General features: G+C 46.3%; 15 protein-coding genes. 14 read left to right on the top strand and 1 reads right to left on the bottom strand.

The window, feature by feature from the left end; all coding sequences use genetic code 11:
* Nucleotides 1-16: 16 nt before the first annotated feature.
* The 9 genes from AC6CIF_RS27005 (at nucleotide 17) to AC6CIF_RS27045 (ending at nucleotide 12,846) form a co-directional block, all read left to right on the top strand.
* Nucleotides 17-2,593: a DUF5696 domain-containing protein gene (locus AC6CIF_RS27005; RefSeq protein WP_498202222.1), complete on the top strand. Its 2,577-nt coding sequence runs from the start codon at nucleotides 17-19 to the stop codon at nucleotides 2,591-2,593.
* A 53-nt stretch (nucleotides 2,594-2,646) separates the two neighbouring features.
* Complete coding sequence (locus AC6CIF_RS27010) at nucleotides 2,647-3,492, top strand: carbohydrate ABC transporter permease (RefSeq protein ID WP_082219083.1); 846 nt, start codon at nucleotides 2,647-2,649, stop codon at nucleotides 3,490-3,492.
* 17 nt (nucleotides 3,493-3,509) lie between these two features.
* Nucleotides 3,510-4,457 (top strand): carbohydrate ABC transporter permease, encoded by a 948-nt coding sequence (locus AC6CIF_RS27015; protein ID WP_036615897.1) that lies wholly within the window; start codon nucleotides 3,510-3,512, stop codon nucleotides 4,455-4,457.
* Nucleotides 4,458-4,514: 57 nt separating this feature from the next.
* A complete protein-coding gene (locus tag AC6CIF_RS27020; protein ID WP_256704251.1) occupies nucleotides 4,515-4,649 on the top strand; it encodes a hypothetical protein in 135 nt (44 codons plus the stop codon).
* Nucleotides 4,650-4,732: 83 nt separating this feature from the next.
* Nucleotides 4,733-6,436, top strand: coding sequence for an RICIN domain-containing protein (locus tag AC6CIF_RS27025; protein WP_498202223.1), 1,704 nt, complete (start codon nucleotides 4,733-4,735; stop codon nucleotides 6,434-6,436).
* 291 nt (nucleotides 6,437-6,727) lie between these two features.
* Nucleotides 6,728-9,079, top strand: a complete 2,352-nt coding sequence (locus tag AC6CIF_RS27030; RefSeq protein WP_498202224.1) for a helix-turn-helix domain-containing protein — start codon at nucleotides 6,728-6,730, stop codon at nucleotides 9,077-9,079.
* Between the two features lie 276 nt (nucleotides 9,080-9,355).
* Nucleotides 9,356-10,210, top strand: a complete 855-nt coding sequence (locus AC6CIF_RS27035; RefSeq protein ID WP_339301796.1) for an ABC transporter permease — start codon at nucleotides 9,356-9,358, stop codon at nucleotides 10,208-10,210.
* Between the two features lie 27 nt (nucleotides 10,211-10,237).
* Nucleotides 10,238-11,167 (top strand): carbohydrate ABC transporter permease, encoded by a 930-nt coding sequence (locus tag AC6CIF_RS27040; RefSeq protein WP_498202225.1) that lies wholly within the window; start codon nucleotides 10,238-10,240, stop codon nucleotides 11,165-11,167.
* Between the two features lie 20 nt (nucleotides 11,168-11,187).
* Entirely contained in the window at nucleotides 11,188-12,846 is a 1,659-nt protein-coding gene (locus AC6CIF_RS27045; RefSeq protein WP_498202226.1) for an ABC transporter substrate-binding protein, read from the top strand.
* Nucleotides 12,847-13,069: 223 nt separating this feature from the next.
* Here AC6CIF_RS27045 and AC6CIF_RS27050 read toward each other — a convergent pair whose 3' ends face one another.
* Nucleotides 13,070-14,212, bottom strand: coding sequence for a family 8 glycosyl hydrolase (locus AC6CIF_RS27050; RefSeq protein WP_498202227.1), 1,143 nt, complete (start codon nucleotides 14,210-14,212; stop codon nucleotides 13,070-13,072).
* Between the two features lie 287 nt (nucleotides 14,213-14,499).
* On the opposite strand from AC6CIF_RS27050, the gene AC6CIF_RS27055 reads away from it, so the two are divergent.
* The 5 genes from AC6CIF_RS27055 to AC6CIF_RS27075 all read left to right on the top strand — a co-directional run bounded on the left by AC6CIF_RS27055 (nucleotide 14,500) and on the right by AC6CIF_RS27075 (nucleotide 19,738).
* Nucleotides 14,500-15,783 carry an SGNH/GDSL hydrolase family protein gene (locus AC6CIF_RS27055; RefSeq protein ID WP_498202228.1) on the top strand — a complete coding sequence of 428 codons (1,284 nt, stop codon included), beginning with the start codon at nucleotides 14,500-14,502 and terminating at the stop codon, nucleotides 15,781-15,783.
* 41 nt (nucleotides 15,784-15,824) lie between these two features.
* Nucleotides 15,825-16,598 carry an alpha/beta hydrolase gene (locus AC6CIF_RS27060; protein ID WP_074095076.1) on the top strand — a complete coding sequence of 258 codons (774 nt, stop codon included), beginning with the start codon at nucleotides 15,825-15,827 and terminating at the stop codon, nucleotides 16,596-16,598.
* Nucleotides 16,599-16,669: 71 nt separating this feature from the next.
* A complete protein-coding gene (gene xynA, locus AC6CIF_RS27065; protein ID WP_076210846.1) occupies nucleotides 16,670-17,305 on the top strand; it encodes an endo-1,4-beta-xylanase XynA in 636 nt (211 codons plus the stop codon).
* A gap of 132 nt (nucleotides 17,306-17,437) precedes the next feature.
* Nucleotides 17,438-18,274 carry a formylglycine-generating enzyme family protein gene (locus AC6CIF_RS27070; RefSeq protein ID WP_498202230.1) on the top strand — a complete coding sequence of 279 codons (837 nt, stop codon included), beginning with the start codon at nucleotides 17,438-17,440 and terminating at the stop codon, nucleotides 18,272-18,274.
* Nucleotides 18,275-18,622: 348 nt separating this feature from the next.
* Nucleotides 18,623-19,738: a response regulator transcription factor gene (locus AC6CIF_RS27075; RefSeq protein WP_498202231.1), complete on the top strand. Its 1,116-nt coding sequence runs from the start codon at nucleotides 18,623-18,625 to the stop codon at nucleotides 19,736-19,738.
* Nucleotides 19,739-19,740 lie beyond the last annotated feature (2 nt).

Here is a 19,740-nt window from a genome sequence, read left to right on the forward strand (position 1 = left end):
GGAGGAGGAAATCGTTATGAATTATACCGTAGCCAAAAAAATAACAGGAATGCTGCTCGCGGGCAGTCTGCTTCTTGGCGGTTGTCAATTCTCGCCAACACCGCTCGCTCACGAGACAGTGACTGCCGCTGATCAGACGGACTTTCCCTCCCTGCCTCCCGGAGAGAAACTGAAATCATCGTTCAGCGATGTCCGCCTTCCCGGCATGGTAGGTATTGCGCAGAATGCTGCGCTGCAGTTGTTCATTCACGAAGAGACTGCCGAGATTGCAGTGATTCACACGCAGAGCGGGCAGATCTGGCGCAGCAATCCTGCAGATCGTGAGCAGGATGGGGTTGCTGCCGGGATAAACAAAGACCTTTTGTCATCACAAACAAAGCTCAGCTTCTTCAACAGCCTTGGACAGAGCAGCACCGTGAATTCCTTCACGGATAGTGTTGCACACAAGCAGATAAGCTACGAGGTGCTGCCAAGCGGCGTGCGGGTCCACTACCAGTTTGGAAGCACTGAGCGATCCATAGAAGACTTGCCGATGAAGATCAGCAAGGAGCGGTTCGAACAAAAGATACTTGCACAGCTAGACAAGGCCGGGCAACGGGCCTTGAAGGTCGGCTATGCGGAAGACAAGGATGAGGACGCTTACGTCCGGATTGATAAGGCGATGCAAGGATTGCAATTGTCCCGGGCCTTGAAGGCTTTTGACACGGCCGGTTACACATCGGAGGATCTGGCTCAGGATCATGCCGAGTTTGGCATTGAAGAGGAACGAAGTGGACCACGGCTGTTTATGCTTACGATGGAATATGAGCTGGATGGAGAGGATCTGCTCGTGCGTGTTCCGTCCTCAGGCATTCATTTTCCGGAGGAATATCCGATCAACAGCATATCTGTAATGGATTACTTCGGGGCCGGGGGTTCAGAAGAAGAGGGCTCCATACTGGTGCCGGATGGTTCGGGAGCGCTGATCCATTTTAACAATGGCAAGCTGCAGTATCCTGCCTATCAACAAGATATATACGGACCGGATATGACCATGAAACTGCGGGAAGCAAGTTCGAATGAAGCCAGAGCCAGGTTGCCGGTATTTGGACTAATTCGGAAAGAGGGGGCTTTCCTGGGCATTATTGAACAAGGGGATGCCGTCGCAGTTGTGAATGCCGATATCAGCGGTAAGCTGAACAGTTACAACAACGTATATCCCAGCTTCTATGTAGTGAACAAGAGCGATGTGACGCTTCAGGCAAGTGATATGGTTCGTACACTTCCGAAATTCCAGAAGAACCCGACTGTGTCCGACTTCGTCGTTCGATATGCTTTTGTGGGGGCGGATAAAGCCTCGTACTCAGGGCTTGCATCTCTCTATCGGGATTATCTGATGCAAAACGGCGGACTTCCCGAGTTGAACGCCAGCAAGGAGCAGAATAACGTTCCCTTTTATCTGCAACTGTTCGGTGGCATGACAACAAGGCAGCATATGCTGGGCATACCGTATGATTCAACGGAGGCTTTGACCACGTTTGATGAAGCCAAAAACATTCTCTCCGCCTTGACGGAGAAGAAGGTATCCAATATTCAGGTGCGCTATGCGGGATGGCTTAACGGCGGACTTCATCATCGACTGCCGGATTCCATCCAAGTAGACGGCGCGGTAGGCGGGAAAAAGGGATTGCGGGATTTCAGCGCATACACACAAGAAGCGGGTATCGGTTTCTATCCCGATATCGCTCTGCTGAATGTGCAATCCAAAAAAGGATTTAAACCGTCCAAAGAAGCTTCACGCACATTAACTCAGGAACCGGCGGTCTTGTATCCGATGAACCAGGCCATCCAGCGGCGGGACCGGGATCGTTCACCATCCTATGTGCTTTCGCCCAACATGCTGGAGGACGTGACGGCAGACATGTTAGATGAGCTGAGGTCCCTTCAAAAGGATGGACTGTCACTAAGCCTGAATGATCTGGCAGCTCAGTTAAACAGCGATATGAATCCGAAAAAGCTGGTGGACCGAACACAAGCGCTTGGCTCCGTAAAGAAGGCACTTGAACAGATCGGGCAGCAGGCTGGCTCGCTTGTTGCTGAAGGCGGGAACGCTTATGCCCTGCCGTATGTAACTGGTCTGACAGATGCGCCGATGACCAGCAGTCGTTTCAAGCTGGAGGATGAAGAGATTCCGTTCTATCAGCTCGTTGTACACGGCAGCATCGGTTATACGGGTACGCCATACAATCTCTCCACATTTACCAATGCAAGGCAATATGTGCTGAAGCTGATTGAATATGGAGCCAGTCCTTACTTTGCATGGTTCAATGCGCCAAACCATGTTGTGAAAGAAACGGATTATGATGATCTCTACGCGGCGAATTATGAACAATGGATCGATCTGGCTGCCGAGATCTACAACGAGGTGAACCAGGTGAACCAACCATTTGCCGGACGTTCCATGATATCCCATGAATCCCTGGAGGAGGGCGTCTTCCGGACAACATATGAAGGTGGCGGGTTCGTAATCGTCAATTATAACGACTTCCCTGTAGAAGTTGACAACGATACAGTGGAAGCCCAAAGCTATGTGACTGGTGGTGAGCAGCTCTGAAGACGCTCCTGAAATGGAAATGGGGAAGTCGTACGTATGCTCAGCAGAAAGCCATGTGGGGCGTAATCTACGTGCTTCCCTGGCTCATTGGTTTTGTGTTGTTTTTCTTCATTCCGCTGTTAGCCTCTCTGCGATACAGCATGAGTACAATTCAAGCTAACGCGGAAGGCATAGCGATTCAATTCAACGGGGTTGCCAATTACATTCAGGCGCTCACCGTCAATACAAGCTTTAACCGTGCGTTAATTGAGGCGATCACAGACGTACTCATCAACGTACCACTTATCGTTATATTCAGTCTGTTCCTTGCGGTCATCCTGAATCAGAAGTTCAGGGGCAGGGCTGTAGCACGGTCGATCTTTTTCCTGCCCGTTATTCTGGCATCGGGAGTGATTATGACACTGGAGAGCACCAGCCTGATTGAAGCGGTTAATCAGAGCAGCACAGGTGGAAGCTCACTCGGGACATTTGAACTCGAAAATCTGATGGTTAACGCCGGAGTGAGCGATTGGATCGTCACGTATCTGAGCAGCGCCGTAGATCGGATCTATCAGATCGTCAGTCAATCCGGTGTACAGATTTTGATCTTTTTGGCAGGGATCCAGACGATTTCCCCTCAACTGTATGAGGCTTCGAAGATGGAAGGGGCAACGGGTTATGAAGCCTTTTGGAAAATTACGTTCCCAATGGTCAGCCCGCTTATTTTTGTCAATGCGATCTATACAATCATTGATTCGTTTGCCAATAACGCCATGACGGAACTGATCCGGGATACCGGCTTCGTCAAATTTGACTTTGGATTAAGTTCTGCCATGGCATGGGTCTACTTTCTGGCCATTGCCATCATTCTGGTTATCGTAAACATCATTTTCTCGAAGCGAGTCTTCTATCAAGATTAGAAAGGAGGGTGTCCCACGTGACAACATCACGATTATTATCGCTGGAGCATTGGAAAGGCTGGCTGTGGGCCATGATCCGATTCGTTCTGATTACCGGGCTTTCCTTCGTTATCCTGTTTCCCATATTTCAGAAGGTTTCCACATCCATCAAAGCTAAAGGTGATCTGTATTCGGCAGTGGTGGTGTGGATTCCACAGAACTTCTCCATCGACAATTTTAAAGAGGCGATACGCGTAATGGATTACTGGGCAACGCTGTTTAATACGTTTGCCCTGTCTGCAACGACTACACTGCTGACTACAGCATCCTGTGCACTTGCAGGATACGGATTCGCCAGACTGAAATTCAGGGGAAGCAACTGGCTGTTTGCCGGTGTAATTCTGACGATTCTTGTACCACCAACGACTATTCTCATTCCGGTATACCTGAATCTGAAAAGCTTTGACCTGATGGGGCTTATGACGCTTATAGCCGGCAAACCTGTTAATTTGCTTAATACCTATTGGCCGTTTATTCTGACGGCGATTACGGCCAATTCACTTAAGGCCGGCTTGTACATCTTTATCTTCCGGCAATTTTTCAGAGGTATTCCGAAGGAAGTGGAGGAGGCGGCCTATGTAGACGGCGCGGGCATCGGACGAACATTTTCAAGAATCATGCTGCCCAATGCCATTCCGTCCATGGTAACAGTCATGCTGTTTTCCTTCGTATGGCAGTGGAACGACAGCTTCTATACGACGACTTATCTGACTTCAAGTAAAGTCATGTCGACTCAGTTATCGTCCCTTCCGTATAATCTGGCCCAGCAGGTTACTGACGGGGCAGCTTCCCAAGCTGATCCGTTCTATCTGAGTATGATCCAGGATACAGGAATTCTTCTTGCCATTCTGCCTTTGATCATCATCTATTTGTTTGTGCAACGATATTTCGTAGAGAGTGTAGAGCGTACGGGAATCGTCGGTTAAGTAAGTTCTTCTGTACGTTTGGAGTGGGATCAGACTGGAAGAGGGAGGAGGAACTTCATGCAACATTCCATCTGTGAAAAGGGGGCATGTAACGATCTCATGAACGTCTGCTCACAGCAGAACCGCGATCCTTCCCTGCGCAGGATCCCCCTGCTGGTGTGGAACGGGCTGCGTGAGCGGGCGCCGACCTGAGCGATTCTGTTTGATCAGAGATACTCTGACGGAGCTTACCTCGCATTATTGCAAGGCAATATATCAGATCAGGAGGAATTAAAGTGAAGAAGTTCATGACATCTTGTAAACTTGTACTCATTCTGGCTTTATTGATCACAATTGCTCCATGGGGAGGCAGCCGTGCCGAAGCATGGGTGGGCATGCCGATGGGCAAGCTTCACGTAAACGGCAAAAACCTGGTGAACAGCAACAATCAGCCTGTGCTTCTGAACGGTTGGCATCAACCCTCAGGTGCCTACTGGACATATCAGGACAGCAATTATTATCTCAATCTGCACGGTAATAACCGTCATGCAGCTACACTGGCGTATCTGAAAGACATTACCGATACTTTTGCTGACACCAGCGCGAAGTACGGAAGCAATCATGGCTGGAATATGAATCAGGTACGTCTGTTCATCGATCGTCAGGACATGGGAGATGTGGCTGCTGGTACATATAACTTTGCCGGTGTGCAGACAGTTACGCAAAATGTAATTATTCCGTACATTCAATATGCCAAAACAAAAGGTGTCTATGTTGTCCTGGGACTGGACTTCACATTGAAGGATGATCAGGCAACAACACCTGCAAACCTGCAAAAATTCAACGAAATCTGGGGTTATCTCGCTTCACGCCCGGAGATCAAAAGTGCAGACAACGTTCACTTCGAACTGATCAACGAACCGGTGAAATCCTATGCCAATGGACATTGGGGTGGATACAACGGGGAAAATGACTTTGTGGATCACTGGAATGACTTGCGTAATTTCCAAAATTCCATGATTTCAACAATTCGCAGCAAAGGTGCGGACAATGTCATCTGGGCGGCAGGTCTGGGATACAACCAATTTTACAGCTTGACGGCAAGCCATCCATTGACTGATCCGCTCAATAACTATGGATATGCGGTTCACTGGTACCCTGGTTATGGCGCATATGACAACTTCTCTATCCTGCAAGATCAGTGGAATACCAACGTGAAGGCAGCCGCTGACAAATATCCGATTAATATTACCGAGGTAACCTGGTTCAAAAACAAACCTGGCGATTCGGCCTATTGGAACTTGTTTAATGGCAGCAATGAAGGGTTTGGCACCAATACCAAAACGATCTTCAACGCAGCAGGCAATGTCAGCATTGCAGCTCATATGAACGGATTCATTCTAAGTGAAGGACCACGAAGCTCCTTTGCCGACCCAACGGCTGGGCTGAAATGGGATGGAGATGCTTCACGGAGTGCCATGGGACGATTCCTGTTTAACTGGTACCATGAACGTGCTCAGACTTACCCTGGCAGTGGACCAGGTGGACCAACAACAGGTCTTGTATCCGGTGCAACCTATAAAATTGTAGCCCGGCATTCCAACAAGGTTATTGATGTCCCAGGTGGTCTAAACGAAAACAATCTTCAGCTCCAGCAGTGGAGTGATCTGGGCGGCAACCCTCAGAAGTGGGTTCTGACCTCGATCGGCAACGGTAACTATACTTTGACAAGTGTGAACTCACCGGACAAAGTCATCGACATTCGCAACGGTACCAACACCAATGGGGAAGTGGTCCAGCTCATGAGCAATCTGAACACAACTGCTCAGCATTTTAAGGTCAACGATCTTGGTAACGGGTACTGGAGTATCATCAACGTGAACAGCAATAAAGCGATTGAAGTGGCAAACGCTTCCACTTCGGATGGAGCCAAGCTGCAGCAGAACACCTACACGGGTGCTACAAACCAACAATGGAAATTTGTAGCCGTTAGCAACTAATAGCACAACGTTAAACAAAACCTCCCCAAGTCATTTCATGTCTTGGGGAGGTTTTTTGCGTTTATTTTTGATACTTTGAGAATGAGCCCATGCGAAGGTAAAATACAACTATATTTGTGCGCTAACCCGCAGAGTGACAATTATTTTCATGCAAGCATTGTACGCTACAGTATGTAAATGTACCATAAGGAAGAAGTTGTACCTTCACCAGGAAGAAATGCCCGGTGTATCATTGAACAGCTACCTTATCACAGAGAAATGTAAGCGCTTGATAAAAAAGGGAGGGTACATATGCAGCTCCTATGGTCCAAATTTTCACCCGTGTTCCGCCGATTCCTCATTTCGTATCTTGTCATTCTGATGATTCCTCAAATTGCGGGATATGCCTCTTACCGAGCTTCTATTGAAGCGGCCCGTTCCAGCTCCATTGAAAACAGCTTGAAGTCGCTGAGTCTCGGGAAAGAGATCATTGAGCGAAATCTTCTTCAAGTCGAAGCTTTTACCAGACAGCTTGCTGTCAATCCCGATTTGCAAAATTTAATTGCTGGCCCAAAGCCGCATGATCTCTACAATGTCTACGGTATGAACCGTATGCAGCGGAGCCTCTCCATGTACAGCAGTACCAATGATTACTTGTCCCATTTCTTCATTCACATTCCGAACTACAATGCCATCATCACACCAAGAACGGTGTATTATCGTCCAGAGCATTATTATGCTGCCAATCAGCTGGACGGTATGTCGTTTGATCAATGGCATGACCAAATTCTCAAACAACCACACTTTAATGAAATCATACCGCTTCGAAACTATAAACGTGAAATACTCGGCACTGTGCTTGCAGATGTTCCCGCCATTACGTTTCTGCAATCTCTGCCTTTGAACAGCTTCAACAAACCGCAAGCGACGATTGGTGTCATGATTGATCAGGATCAGATGGCCAGCCTTACTCAACATATTGTGGATCAATATGGCGGCTGGACTCTCGTCACTGATGCGGAAGGACAGATCATTTTCTCCCATGGCATTGAACAAGCCGAAGCCGAGCAAATGGCACAGAGTCGCCAGAGAGAAGATAACGCTGCGGAAACGGAGCTGAACGTGCAGAATGTACAGCCTGGAAGTGATGGTCGGCTGCTGATATCGATGCAGTCCAGTCAAAATGGATGGAATTACATGGCAGGGATTCCGGAGAAAGCACTCATGACAAAAGCGGACCAAATCAAACAAGTCACGCTGGTCTTTACTTTGGCAACCATTGCCTTGGGACTGTTATTCGGGCTGGTTCTGGCCTATCGGAATAGTGCACCCGTATACAGATTGTTGGCCTCTTTTAGGGAACAAATTACCGATTCCCCAGGCAGACGGGGCAATGAATATGATTTTTTGGCAAGCCATATTAACAATCTCATTGCTAATAATGACTCACTTAAAAACGCCATGAATGAGCAGATTCCGTTATTGAGAGACGGTTTTATCAAACGTTTGTTAACGGGAGAAGTCTATACCTCACTTGAGTTGGAGGTTATCTCATCCCAGGCGCACATTTCTCTTCATAGCAGCAAGGGCTTGGCAGGCTTAGTGAAGGTAAACGGATATGCCAATCCGGACAGTGAAGAAACGATCCATGAACTGGGTGTCGCAAGGCTGCTCATCAAACAGGTACTTACAGAGTGGAATGCACAGCTGCTGATCACGGATTGGGGAACAGACCAGATCGCTTTTGCCTGTCCATTGGATGAGAACCAACTGAATGAAGCTATAGGGAGATGTGAAAAAGAGCTGAACACCTTGATGGAAGTGATCTACCGGGAGCATCGGATATCCACAGCCATTGGCACAGGTGCAGCTTACGAGGTCTGGAATGATGCAGGGCGTTCCTTTGACGAAGCCAAACAAGCTCTGGATTATGCCATTCATATGGGAACAGATCATCTGGTGAGATTTGAAGATACGATGAAGGAAAATGAAATGTTCTATTATCCGATTGAGTCTGAACAGCGCCTGCTGAACACAATCAAAGTCGGGGAGCCTGAAGAGGCGGTACGTATTCTGGAGCAATTGTTTCTTCGTAATTTAGAGGAGCGGGAACTGTCCTACGAGATGACACAGCAGTTCATCATGGAGCTGAAGGGGACTTTTCTGAAGCTGGACGAACCAAAATTCAAGTTGGATGCCTCCCTGCTGGAGGAATACAAAACCCGGGTGACATCCATTCAGATGACAGAAACGATCACTTCGCTGCGGGCAAAATTCAAACGGTTAACAGAAGACATCTGCGGTGATTTCCAGAGAAGAAGAGCAGGAGCACATGCGGATACTGTAAACGAAATGATTTGTTTTATCCAACAACATTATGGGGATGCAAACTTGACGATCTATCGGATTGCGGAGCACATGAGCAAGTCCGAGAAGTTTATATCCCAACTATTCAAAGAACATACGGGAGAGAATCTTTCCGATTATGTAGAACGGGTACGCATTGATGCTGCCTCTAACTTGTTGCACTCCACCGGTCAGACCATTGACGAGATCGCGGAGGCCACCGGGTATAACAGTGCACATTCATTCCGCCGAGCTTTCAAGCGGGTACGCGGCATTTCTCCGAGTGTGTTTCGGAAAATGGACGTTCATAGCGGTTAATGTAGGCTGTTTCTCGGGAACTATATTCGCTTTTTGTACTTTCTCAGCGTAACTGTACCTTTACGCATCCCCAGCGCAATCTTATGATTACTCAAAAAAGTAAGCGCTACCAAGTCGAGTTGCAGTTCAGCACGATTTGGAGCCAAGAATGGGGGGATGATTCTGAGAACCACAATGACCAGTGAATCAAAGTCCGTGGAGAAACCGAGTAAACCGTTTGCCTTGAAACAAGCATTATCCAGAAGCTGGAGGCGACATTGGCAGCTGTATCTGCTGATCCTGCCACCGATTGCTTACTTTATTATTTTCAAGTATGTACCCATGGTGAATGCGGTCCTGGCTTTTAAAGATTACAACGTCATCAAGGGGATCTGGGGCAGTCCGTGGGCCGGAACCAAGTATTTCGAGTTACTTTTCAAAAATCCGGCGTTTGTCACGCTGATCAAGAACACGCTTTACATTTCGTTTTACAGCCTGATCGTTGGTTTCCCGATTCCTATATTACTGGCGCTCGCGCTGAACGAAATCAAAAACATACGATTCAAAAAAACAGTACAAATGGTGACGTATGCTCCATATTTCATCTCTACCGTTGTTATGGTCTCCATCATTATGCTCTTTCTGTCTCCTAGGCTGGGTATTGTCAACACGATTGCAGGCGCCCTTGGTTTCGAAGCGGTGAATTTTCTCGGTGAGCCTGGACTGTTTCGATCCATCTACGTATTTTCCGATGTGTGGCAGGGAATGGGGTACTCCGCTGTGATATATCTGGCTGCTCTGGCAGGTGTTGATCCATCCCTGTATGAAGCCGCCAAAGTGGACGGAGCCAACCGAATACAGAAAATCATTAATGTTGATCTGCCTGGACTACTTCCGGCAGCCGTCATCATTCTGATCCTGAGTGTAGGGAATATCATGGCTGTTGGGTTCGAAAAAATATATTTGCTGCAAAATCCACTCAACCTGTCTGCTTCGGAGATCATCTCCACGTATGTCTATAAAATAGGATTGCTGAATGCCAATTACAGCTTCGCTACTGCGGTTGGCCTGTTCAACTCAGTGATTAACCTGATTCTGTTATTAATCGTAAACGCGGTCGCCAAGCGACTGTCCAATACAAGCTTATGGTAACGGGAGCGAAAGGAGGAGAACCAACCCATGCCTAACACACAGACAAATGCAGCTCGTTCGCGGATCAAGAACAGCAGTACGATTCGTGAATCCTGGGGAGACCGCGTATTTATAACGGTTGTTTACTTCATGTTGACAGTGGTGCTGATTGCCGTGCTGTATCCCTTGATATATATTGTGAGTTCTTCGCTCAGTAGCCCAGCTGCCGTCTCCTCGGGAAAAGTCTGGTTGTGGCCCATTGACCTGACGTTTGACGGTTACAAGTCTGTATTGCGGAATGATCAAGTCCTTACCGGGTATGCCAATTCCCTTTTCTATACAGCCTGCGGCACCTTCATCAGCGTGGCACTGACCATTATGATTGCTTATCCATTATCCAAAAAAACGTTTGTTGGCCGCAGCTCGTTAATGATGTTTATCACCTTCACCATGCTGTTCTCAGGCGGTTTGATCCCTACCTATCTGGTGGTCAAAACCATGGGACTGATTGATACCCGCTGGGCGTTGCTGATTCCCAATGCCGTCTGGGTATGGCAAGTCATCATTGCCCGTACCTTTTTTCAGAATTCGATACCGGAAGAATTGTCCGAAGCAGCAGACATCGATGGCTGCAGTGACATCCGGTTTATCTTCAGTATTATCCTGCCACTCGCCAAACCGATTATTGCCGTGTTGTCACTTATGTACGCTGTCGGTCAGTGGAATGCATACTTTGACGCCCTCATTTACTTAAAATCACAGTCGCTCTATCCGCTACAGCTGATATTGCGCAGCATTCTTATTCTGAACAGCAGTACGGGGAGCATGGATGCATCGGAAATGATTAAACAGCAGCAGATGGCTGAACTCATGAAGTACTCATTAATTGTGATGGCCAGCTTGCCGGTGCTAATCATCTATCCTTTTGTTCAACGGTATTTCGTGCAAGGTATGCTGATTGGCTCAGTTAAAGGATAAGTTCATATTTTCTATTATTCATGAAGGAGAGGATTGTATTGAAAAAAGCGGGATTCATCATTCTTGCCTGTATGCTGTTTACCTCGTTGGTACTTGCCGGATGTTCAAGTTCTGATAAGGGGAACGGGGAAGGCAGCGATCCATCAGGCAAGACGGCCATTAATGTGTTTGCCCACCAGGGTTCGGATACGAACCTGTCCACTAACAAATTCACGAAGAAAATGGAAGAGAAGTTTGATATTCAGTTCAACTGGACCACGGTTCCATTCGACGGTGCAGCGGAGAAAAGACAGATTTCACTGGCTTCCGGTGATTACCCGGACTTGTATCTGCTCATCCCTTGGGTAGATCGTTTCTCCCAGACAGACTTGTTAAAGTTTGGTCAGCAGGGGGTTATTTTGCCGCTGAATGATCTGATTGAGGAGCATGCTCCCAATATTAAAAAAGTGCTTGAAAGCAATGACTATTATCGGGCCATGAACACTGCTCCTGACGGAAATATCTATGGTCTGACGGGTCTGAATGAATGTTTTCACTGTTCATATCCAAACAAGATGTGGGTCAACACCAAATGGATGGAACAACTGGGCCTGACCGAACCCACGACGACAGAAGAATTTAAGGAAATGCTTCGGGCATTTAAAACGAAAGACCCGAACGGGAACGGCAAAGCCGACGAAGTACCGCTAAGCGGTTCGACTGAAAATTTCGGTGTGCACATTATTCCGTACTTGATGAACGGTTTTATCTATGACGACGATCGGAATTATCTCATTGTCAATCAGGGGAAAGTGGAGACCGTAGTGAACAAACCGGAGTGGAAAGAAGGGCTTGCCTATATTAAATCCCTGTACGATGAAGGGTTGATTGATCCAGGGGCATTTACCCAAAACGTCGGGGCCTTCAAAAAAATTGGAGATAACGCTGATGCACAGCTTCTCGGTGCGGGAGCAGCGATGCATCCATCGTTATTCGTAACCACTGCCGAAGGTTCTCCTTACGGGAATGATTACAATCCCATCCCTCCATTGAAGGGACCCCATGCTGCTTATGCTACGTACAACTATCCGATTGATCCCGGAGCGTCTTTTGTACTGACAAACAAAGCCAGTGAGGAAACGCAGATCGCGGCCATAAAGCTGCTGGATTATCTCTATACCCAGGAAGGAACCATGGCATCATATCTGGGAGAAGAGGGCGTAAGCTGGCGCAAACCACAAGAAGGAGAAGTGGCGCTCAATGATCAGATTGAGCCGCTATATAAAGCCATTCCGCTTCCTCCTGGAGAAGAACCTCGTAATGACAGTTGGGCTGCATTGAGTCAGTACAATCATTATCAGGCATATCGGGACTCCGAAGTACAGGGGACAGACATCTATGCCAATGATGGTGGTGAGCGACGTCTCTATGAGGCGACATTGTTAATGGAGGGCAAGGAACCAAAAGAGATTTTCCCTCATTGGGCATTGTGGGTAGATCCGTCCCAAGCTGATGAAGCCAGCATGATGCAGACCAATCTCAAGGATTACATCGATCAGAACGCCCTGCAATTTATTACAGGCGCCAAAAGTCTGGATAAGGATTGGGATGAATATGTGAAAGGCCTGGAGGGACTGAACATGAATCGATATCTGGAGATTATGCAGTCTTCCTATGATACTTCTTCTGTTTCCAAATAATTAAAGTATCTGAATCATACAGAGCGGGAAAAGTTACTGCCTGTATTTGCACAACCAAACGTTTCCGGTTCGCAGTCAACATATGCGAGCCGGGAACGTTTTTTATTGATATAGATTAAATCGTAAATTTCATTGCATCCTTCTGAAAATTCTGTGATTGAACCTGTCCTGCAAGCCAAACGTTCACAGGACAGATTCAACGGCTCATGCACATTCCCTTACTTTAGTACATGCGATATCTTCCGCTTAGAGCGATCATGCTGAAAAAATACAGGCAATTGTCGTAATAACGTCGCTCTCCTTGACGCAGAGGGGTGTTCCAGAACTTGCGAACGAATGTGTCAGCATGTGGACCGTCCGCAGCCAGTGAAGCCATGGCATTGGTAGCCAGCAAACCTACAGGATGCAGTGAAGGTTCGTCGAAAGGTTCCCCTTCTATTGTATAACGACGATAATCCGACATTTCAATATCACTGAAGAAGGATTGAATCCGATTGGATTGTTCGATCTGCCAGTGATCCTTGCGGAACCATTCCCAGTCCAGCGCTATATTTGCAGCAACACGGTAGGCATCACTGTAAAAATGTCTGAAATCACCATGCGGCTGTATTGGAGCCGGAGAGCCGTCATAGTTCGCATATTCAGGTGATAGTCCGGTTACGGGATGGCAGGCTGTATGAAGGTAAGCCCGACTAGCGGCCGCCGCTTCTTTCCAGAAGTTCTGATCTTCTTCATCCGCATATTTCGCGAATAGCTCATAAAAATGAGGCAGATGGTAGGATGGGTCGCTAAACGGTGTTTCTGGTATGAATTTGATCAGTTTTGTTTCCGGGTCCCACATGGGATCGCCTTCGCCGTCTTCGCCTTGATGTATACATGCACGAAGGATTTTGCGGGCTTGTGCCTTGTAATCGTAAGGTTCAGTGCCATCGCCCCAGCGGTTGGAGGCAAAAAAAAGTGCCAGGGCAAAAAACTCCTCACCATCAGGAGCAGGACCTTGTGAGAGTCGGGTTCCATCAGGTTTGCAATGCCAGGCAAAATAATCTTTATAACGTCCCGCTTTATGTTGCATAAACGTGTGTGAGAAATTCCAGAGTCGATCAAATTCTTCCTTTTTGTCCATCTGAACAGCCATCATCATGCCATAGGACATGCCCTCGGAGCGAACATCGAGATTACCGGTGTCCAGCAAATAACCCTTGTCCTCACCCATGGGGTAATATATTCGAGTATTTTCATCGCCATAAAACAGCACGTTCCATGTTTCTTCCAATCTGTTCGTGATCTCATTCTCATCGTAACCTAGCTTCAAAAACAGATTTGTATATGTACCCGTATCCCACGCGCCTTGACCCGTGATATTCATGAGTATCCTCCTTCATCAATGCGGTTTTTCAAAATTATAACATGGAAATAGTATACAAATTAAAGCGTTTACATGAAAAATTATAGGTGTTCTGATCTGCATGTGATTGTACTCAAATTAAAATGATATATTGGTTAAAATCCTATACTTTGTCAGGTTGTTGTAAAATTATGTAAGGGATACACTTTGGGAGAAGGATCACATCTGATCTATTAATACAAGCTGTGATTCTTTAAATGTTGTTTGAGGATGGTCAGAATCTAACCGGAAGGATGTGATGGTGATCTATGCTCCAGGATTCAGGAGATGCAGGTGAAAACACAGAATTCACTGCACCGCGCGATCCAGTTGGAGTGACAGCGTCGGCAGTCAAGCCCGCAATTGATTTTGAGTCACATGGATATCGCGACATGATTGGCCGATCTCTTCTGAACAAAGGGAATAATGTCAGATTAAAACGAGCCATTGAGAAGGCAAAAAACGGCGAACCTGTCGTTATCGCTTATATTGGAGGCTCCATTACCCATGGTGCTGGTGCAGTACCTATTCATCTCCATAGTTACGCTTATCGGTCGTATGAGTCGTTCAAGTTTATGTTTGCGCTTTCAAAAAATAGTCCCATTCATCTGATTAAAGCAGGTGTGGGCGGAACGCCTTCAGAACTGGGGATTGTACGTTATGATCGTGATGTGCTGAGGGGAGGTGCCGTTCAGCCGGATATTGTCATAATCGAATTCGCAGTTAATGACGCAGATGATGAAACCCAAGGTAAATGTTACGAGAGTCTGGTACTCAAAGCACTTACTGCCGATAACAAGCCAGCGGTCATCTTGTTATTCAGTGTATTCGAAAATGACTGGAATCTACAGGATCGTCTCGCTCCGGTAGGCTGGCATTATGATCTGCCAATGGTAAGTGTGAAAGATGCTGTCGTAGATCAGTTCAACAAGACAAAAGGTGAAGGGAACGTTATTTCCAAAAAACAATTTTTCCATGATATATATCATCCAACTAACATAGGGCATCGAATAATGGCCGATTGTTTGGAATATTTGTTCGACGTGACGAATCGTTCTGAGTGGGATGAGAAAGATCATGATATTGAAAAAGCTCCGCTAATTGGAAATGAATTTGTTAATGTGAAGCTGTTGGATCGGAAAAACGGCAATCACATTGCCCGAATTGATGCAGGCTCTTTTTGTAAAACCGACACGGATCTGCAGATGGCTGAGATGGATGCTCATGACTATGGTACACCTCAGTTCCCCAACAACTGGATGCGTACAGGAGAGGGGAAAGAGGATCAGAGCAGCTTTCGGATAAGTTTGCAGTGTAAAAGCCTCATTCTGATCTTCAAGGATTCGGGTAACGACGAATTCGGAACTGCACATATCAAGGTAGATGGGGTATTCGTCCAAAAAGTCGATCCGCGTCAAGTGAACTGGACCCATTGCCATGCCACACTTCTGCTTAACGAAGAGCATGTGGGGGAACACTCCATCGAGATCGAAATGGCGGAAGGTCATGAACATAAATGCTTCACTATTCTGGGTTTTGGCTATGTGGATTAACTGAAGACTGATAGTCACTCATATGTTCGGAGGAAAAGAGAATGGAATTGATCTCACCAGCAGTAACGGGATATGACCAGTATCGGGAGAATATACCACGTGGAGTCATGGAGACGGTAGAGTATCCTTCCACCACGGTTGGCAATTCCCGTAAAGCGATGGTGTACACCCCACCAGAATTTTCTTCGACAACGATGTATCCTGTACTTTTTCTTTTGCATGGTATTGGTGGAGACGAAACCGAATGGCATACTCATGGTTCTCCGCAAATTATTCTCGATAATCTGTACAACGATAATTTGCTTGAGCCGATGGTTATTGTTTTCCCCAACGGTCGCGCAATGTCGAATGACCGAGCCGAAGGAGACCTGTTTGAACCTGAGAAAATCAAAGCATTTAAACGGTTTGAATCCGATCTGCTCAACGATTTGATACCTTACATGGAGTCGAACTACCCTTTGCATAAAAGCCGGGACAAAAGGGCGATTGCTGGTTTATCCATGGGCGGAGGTCAATCCTTAAATATCGGATTAAGTAATCTAGACCATTTTGCATGGATCGGTGCTTTCTCCGCAGCCCCAAATACCAGAAGTCCGGAGCTACTTGTCCCTGATCTTTCGAAAGCGCCTTCATTACTCTCGCTGTTATGGATCTCTTGCGGTGAACAGGACAATCTTATAGAGATTAGTCTTGGGGTTCACCAATATCTGGCGCAACACGGAGTACCTCATATTTGGCATGAGGAAAGTGGAGGACATGATTGGCCCGTGTGGAAGAACGATCTGTATCTGTTTTCGCAACGTCTTTTCAAGTGAATTTGCTGAAGAACATTCATATCGGATTGTAGCATCAACCAAATCTATTAAAATATCAGGAGGTATAATCTATGTTTAAATTTAGCAAAAAATTGTTAACCGTTGTTCTCGCATCTGCCATGAGTTTTGGTGTCTTCGCAGCCACATCGAGCGCAGCAACAGATTATTGGCAAAATTGGACAGATGGTGGAGGAACGGTCAACGCCGTGAATGGATCGGGCGGGAATTACAGCGTGAATTGGCAAAATACCGGGAACTTTGTTGTCGGGAAAGGGTGGACATACGGTACGCCTAATCGAGTGGTCAATTATAATGCCGGCGTATTCTCTCCTTCAGGTAACGGCTATCTCACCTTCTATGGTTGGACTAGAAACGCTCTAATTGAATATTACGTGGTGGATAGCTGGGGAACGTATCGTCCTACCGGAACGTATAAGGGCTCGATGACTAGTGATGGCGGCACATATGACATCTATACAACGATGAGATACAATGCACCTTCCATTGATGGTACTCAGACTTTCCCTCAATATTGGAGTGTTAGACAGTCCAAGAGACCGACCGGAGTCAATTCTACCATCACGTTCAGTAATCATGTGAATGCATGGGCGAGCAAAGGGATGTACTTAGGCAACAGCTGGTCCTATCAGGTGATGGCAACGGAAGGTTATCAAAGTAGCGGAAGCGCAAACGTGACGGTTTGGTAAAAATGATGTGATGCAGTTTAACTTCTGCACCTGTATTTAAATTCAATTTTCCGGTAGCGTTGAGTAACGTTATTCTCCAGACTAACGGACCTCGACGTTGCCGGATTTAAGCTAGTAAAGGAGAATAATTGAATGAAGATGGTATGGTTAACTTTAATCGCTATAGTTGTTAGTCTGAGTGCTTGTTCAGCAAGTAATACCACAGTAAACGATGACTTGGTATTTGTCGAAGGGGGAGCCTTCAAGAGCAGTAAGCCGAGTCAGATTGATAGGAATGAAACGCTGGATTCCTTCTATATTGGCAAATACGAAGTAACTCAAAAAGAATGGATGGAGGTTATGGGGGAAAACCCTTCTGGCTTCAAGGGAGATGACCTGCCTGTTGAAATGGTCAGCTGGTATGACGCAGTGGAATACTGTAATCAAAAAAGTATAAAAGAAAACCTGAAACCTTATTACAATATAGATAAAGACAACCAGGACACGAATAATCACAATGAAAACGACACTATAAAATGGAATGTAACGATCAACGAGGACGCCAACGGTTACCGTTTACCCACAGAGGCAGAATGGGAATACGCTGCAAGCGGAGGTCAAAAGAGCTTAAATTACACATACAGCGGAAGTAACAATCCTGATGAAGTTGCTTGGTACTGGGTAAATGCCGGCGAGAACATTCTGACGGGTGACTGGAGCTGGCCCGCTATTGAGAGCAATCGTAATCAAACCAAAAAAGTCGGAACTCAGAAGGCGAATGAGTTAGGAATCTATGATATGTCTGGGAATGTGAGAGAATGGTGCTGGGACTGGTACAGCGATTCGGAGAGTCCAAATCAAACTTGGCGAGTTGTGAAAGGCGGAGGCTGGATCGGCGGTGTCAATAACAATGAAATATCATTTCGAGGCAAATTTGATGCAAATGGTTTTGGTCCCGATCAAGGATTCCGTATTGTGCGTGGAGAATGAAAACTCTTTTTCCTGACAATAGATTACTTCTGAGCTAAACCTATACTTTGTCGGGTGAAAACCTATAGTTTAACAGGTTGTTGTACCAAAATGTAAGCGTTACACTTGAATTGTTCTCCCGGCGCTTCGCTACAATCGGAGCGTTCATATAGTACGGTCCGATGGAACCATTTCTATGTTATTGATTAATGACGATGAGACTGGTAGGAATTTTGTTCTCCAAGTTGTGCGAGCAGACAACAATCCTGCTGTTGTTCTGCTGTTTAGCGTTTTCAGAACAACTGGAATCTGCCTATTGATATAGATAAAATACATGCAGCTGATCAAGGATAAAAGTGAGGTGAGCTAATGTACAAGGTCATTGTCGCGGATGATGAGCCGTTTATGCTAGAAGGATGGAGAACGATGATTGACTGGCAAGCTTGTGGATATGAACTTTGCGGAACGGCAACGGATGGGGAGGAAGCACTTGCTTTATTCAACTCGGTTGAACCGGACCTTGTCGTCACTGATATTCAAATGCCTGTTATGGATGGTCTTGGTTTGATTCACACCTTGCGAGAAGATCTCGCCTATACCTCTAAAATCGTTATCGTTACAGGATACTCGGATTTTAATTACGCGAAGCAAGCCATACGGTATCAGGTCGATCAGTATGTGCTTAAACCTCTTGTTCCCGAGGAAATTCATCAAATCCTTATGGAAATGATTGAACCTCTGGACAAACGCAGAAATGAGGAAAAACAGCAAAATGGAGTCATGGTTACAGATGAAGTCTATGACAATCATCTTAATGAATATCGGACAAGCGAAGAATATAATTTAGAGCAAATGATGAACATCTCCAAAGAGATCTTGGCGTTGATTGAAGCAGAAAACACGTATTCCATCGATATTGCAGTGAGTGCACTGTTAGAGAAGAGTGAGAAAGCAGAGGTATCGTTGGAATGGATACATCATGTCATTCGATATATTCATGGGGAGTTGCTACGAAAATATGGAAAAAGAGAGGGTTGTAGAGAAATACTATGTGAAAAAGAATGGCATGAGGCTGCGAGTTGGTCTTCCGGCACATTGCAAGACCTGTGTGCTCGACTGTCCAAGCAACTTTCCCAGTCTGAATTGAAGCAAAAGACGGGTATGGGAGTGCTGGTTGCAGAAGCAGTGAATGAATTGAAGCAGCACTATCGAAGTAAAATTAAATTACAAGATGTAGCTAATCGTATTCACGTGAATTCTGCCTATCTGGGTCAACAGTTCAAGCGGGAGATGGGGGTCAGTTTCAGTGACTATGTGCACCAGCTTCGTGTTGAGGAGGCCCGTAAACTCCTGCGACGTACCAATATGAAGATCACTGACATTGCATTCAGGCTAGGATATCATGATGCTGAATATTTCACCCAAAAGTTCAGAGCGCATACAGGGGAGCTTCCGTCAGTCTATAAAAACAAAAACCAAGGGTGATC

Source organism: Paenibacillus sp. GQ49, assembly GCF_059759055.1.

Coding starts and splice junctions, on each gene's coding strand:
- AC6CIF_RS27060 (WP_074095076.1), top strand. CDS start 15,825: ATGGAATTGATCTCACCAGCAGTAACGGGATATGACCAGTATCGGGAG.
- AC6CIF_RS27020 (WP_256704251.1), top strand. CDS start 4,515: ATGCAACATTCCATCTGTGAAAAGGGGGCATGTAACGATCTCATGAAC.
- AC6CIF_RS27045 (WP_498202226.1), top strand. CDS start 11,188: ATGAAGGAGAGGATTGTATTGAAAAAAGCGGGATTCATCATTCTTGCC.
- AC6CIF_RS27010 (WP_082219083.1), top strand. CDS start 2,647: ATGTGGGGCGTAATCTACGTGCTTCCCTGGCTCATTGGTTTTGTGTTG.
- AC6CIF_RS27055 (WP_498202228.1), top strand. CDS start 14,500: ATGCTCCAGGATTCAGGAGATGCAGGTGAAAACACAGAATTCACTGCA.
- AC6CIF_RS27030 (WP_498202224.1), top strand. CDS start 6,728: ATGCAGCTCCTATGGTCCAAATTTTCACCCGTGTTCCGCCGATTCCTC.
- AC6CIF_RS27075 (WP_498202231.1), top strand. CDS start 18,623: ATGTACAAGGTCATTGTCGCGGATGATGAGCCGTTTATGCTAGAAGGA.
- xynA (WP_076210846.1), top strand. CDS start 16,670: ATGTTTAAATTTAGCAAAAAATTGTTAACCGTTGTTCTCGCATCTGCC.
- AC6CIF_RS27005 (WP_498202222.1), top strand. CDS start 17: ATGAATTATACCGTAGCCAAAAAAATAACAGGAATGCTGCTCGCGGGC.
- AC6CIF_RS27070 (WP_498202230.1), top strand. CDS start 17,438: ATGAAGATGGTATGGTTAACTTTAATCGCTATAGTTGTTAGTCTGAGT.
- AC6CIF_RS27040 (WP_498202225.1), top strand. CDS start 10,238: ATGCCTAACACACAGACAAATGCAGCTCGTTCGCGGATCAAGAACAGC.
- AC6CIF_RS27050 (WP_498202227.1), bottom strand. CDS start 14,212: ATGAATATCACGGGTCAAGGCGCGTGGGATACGGGTACATATACAAAT.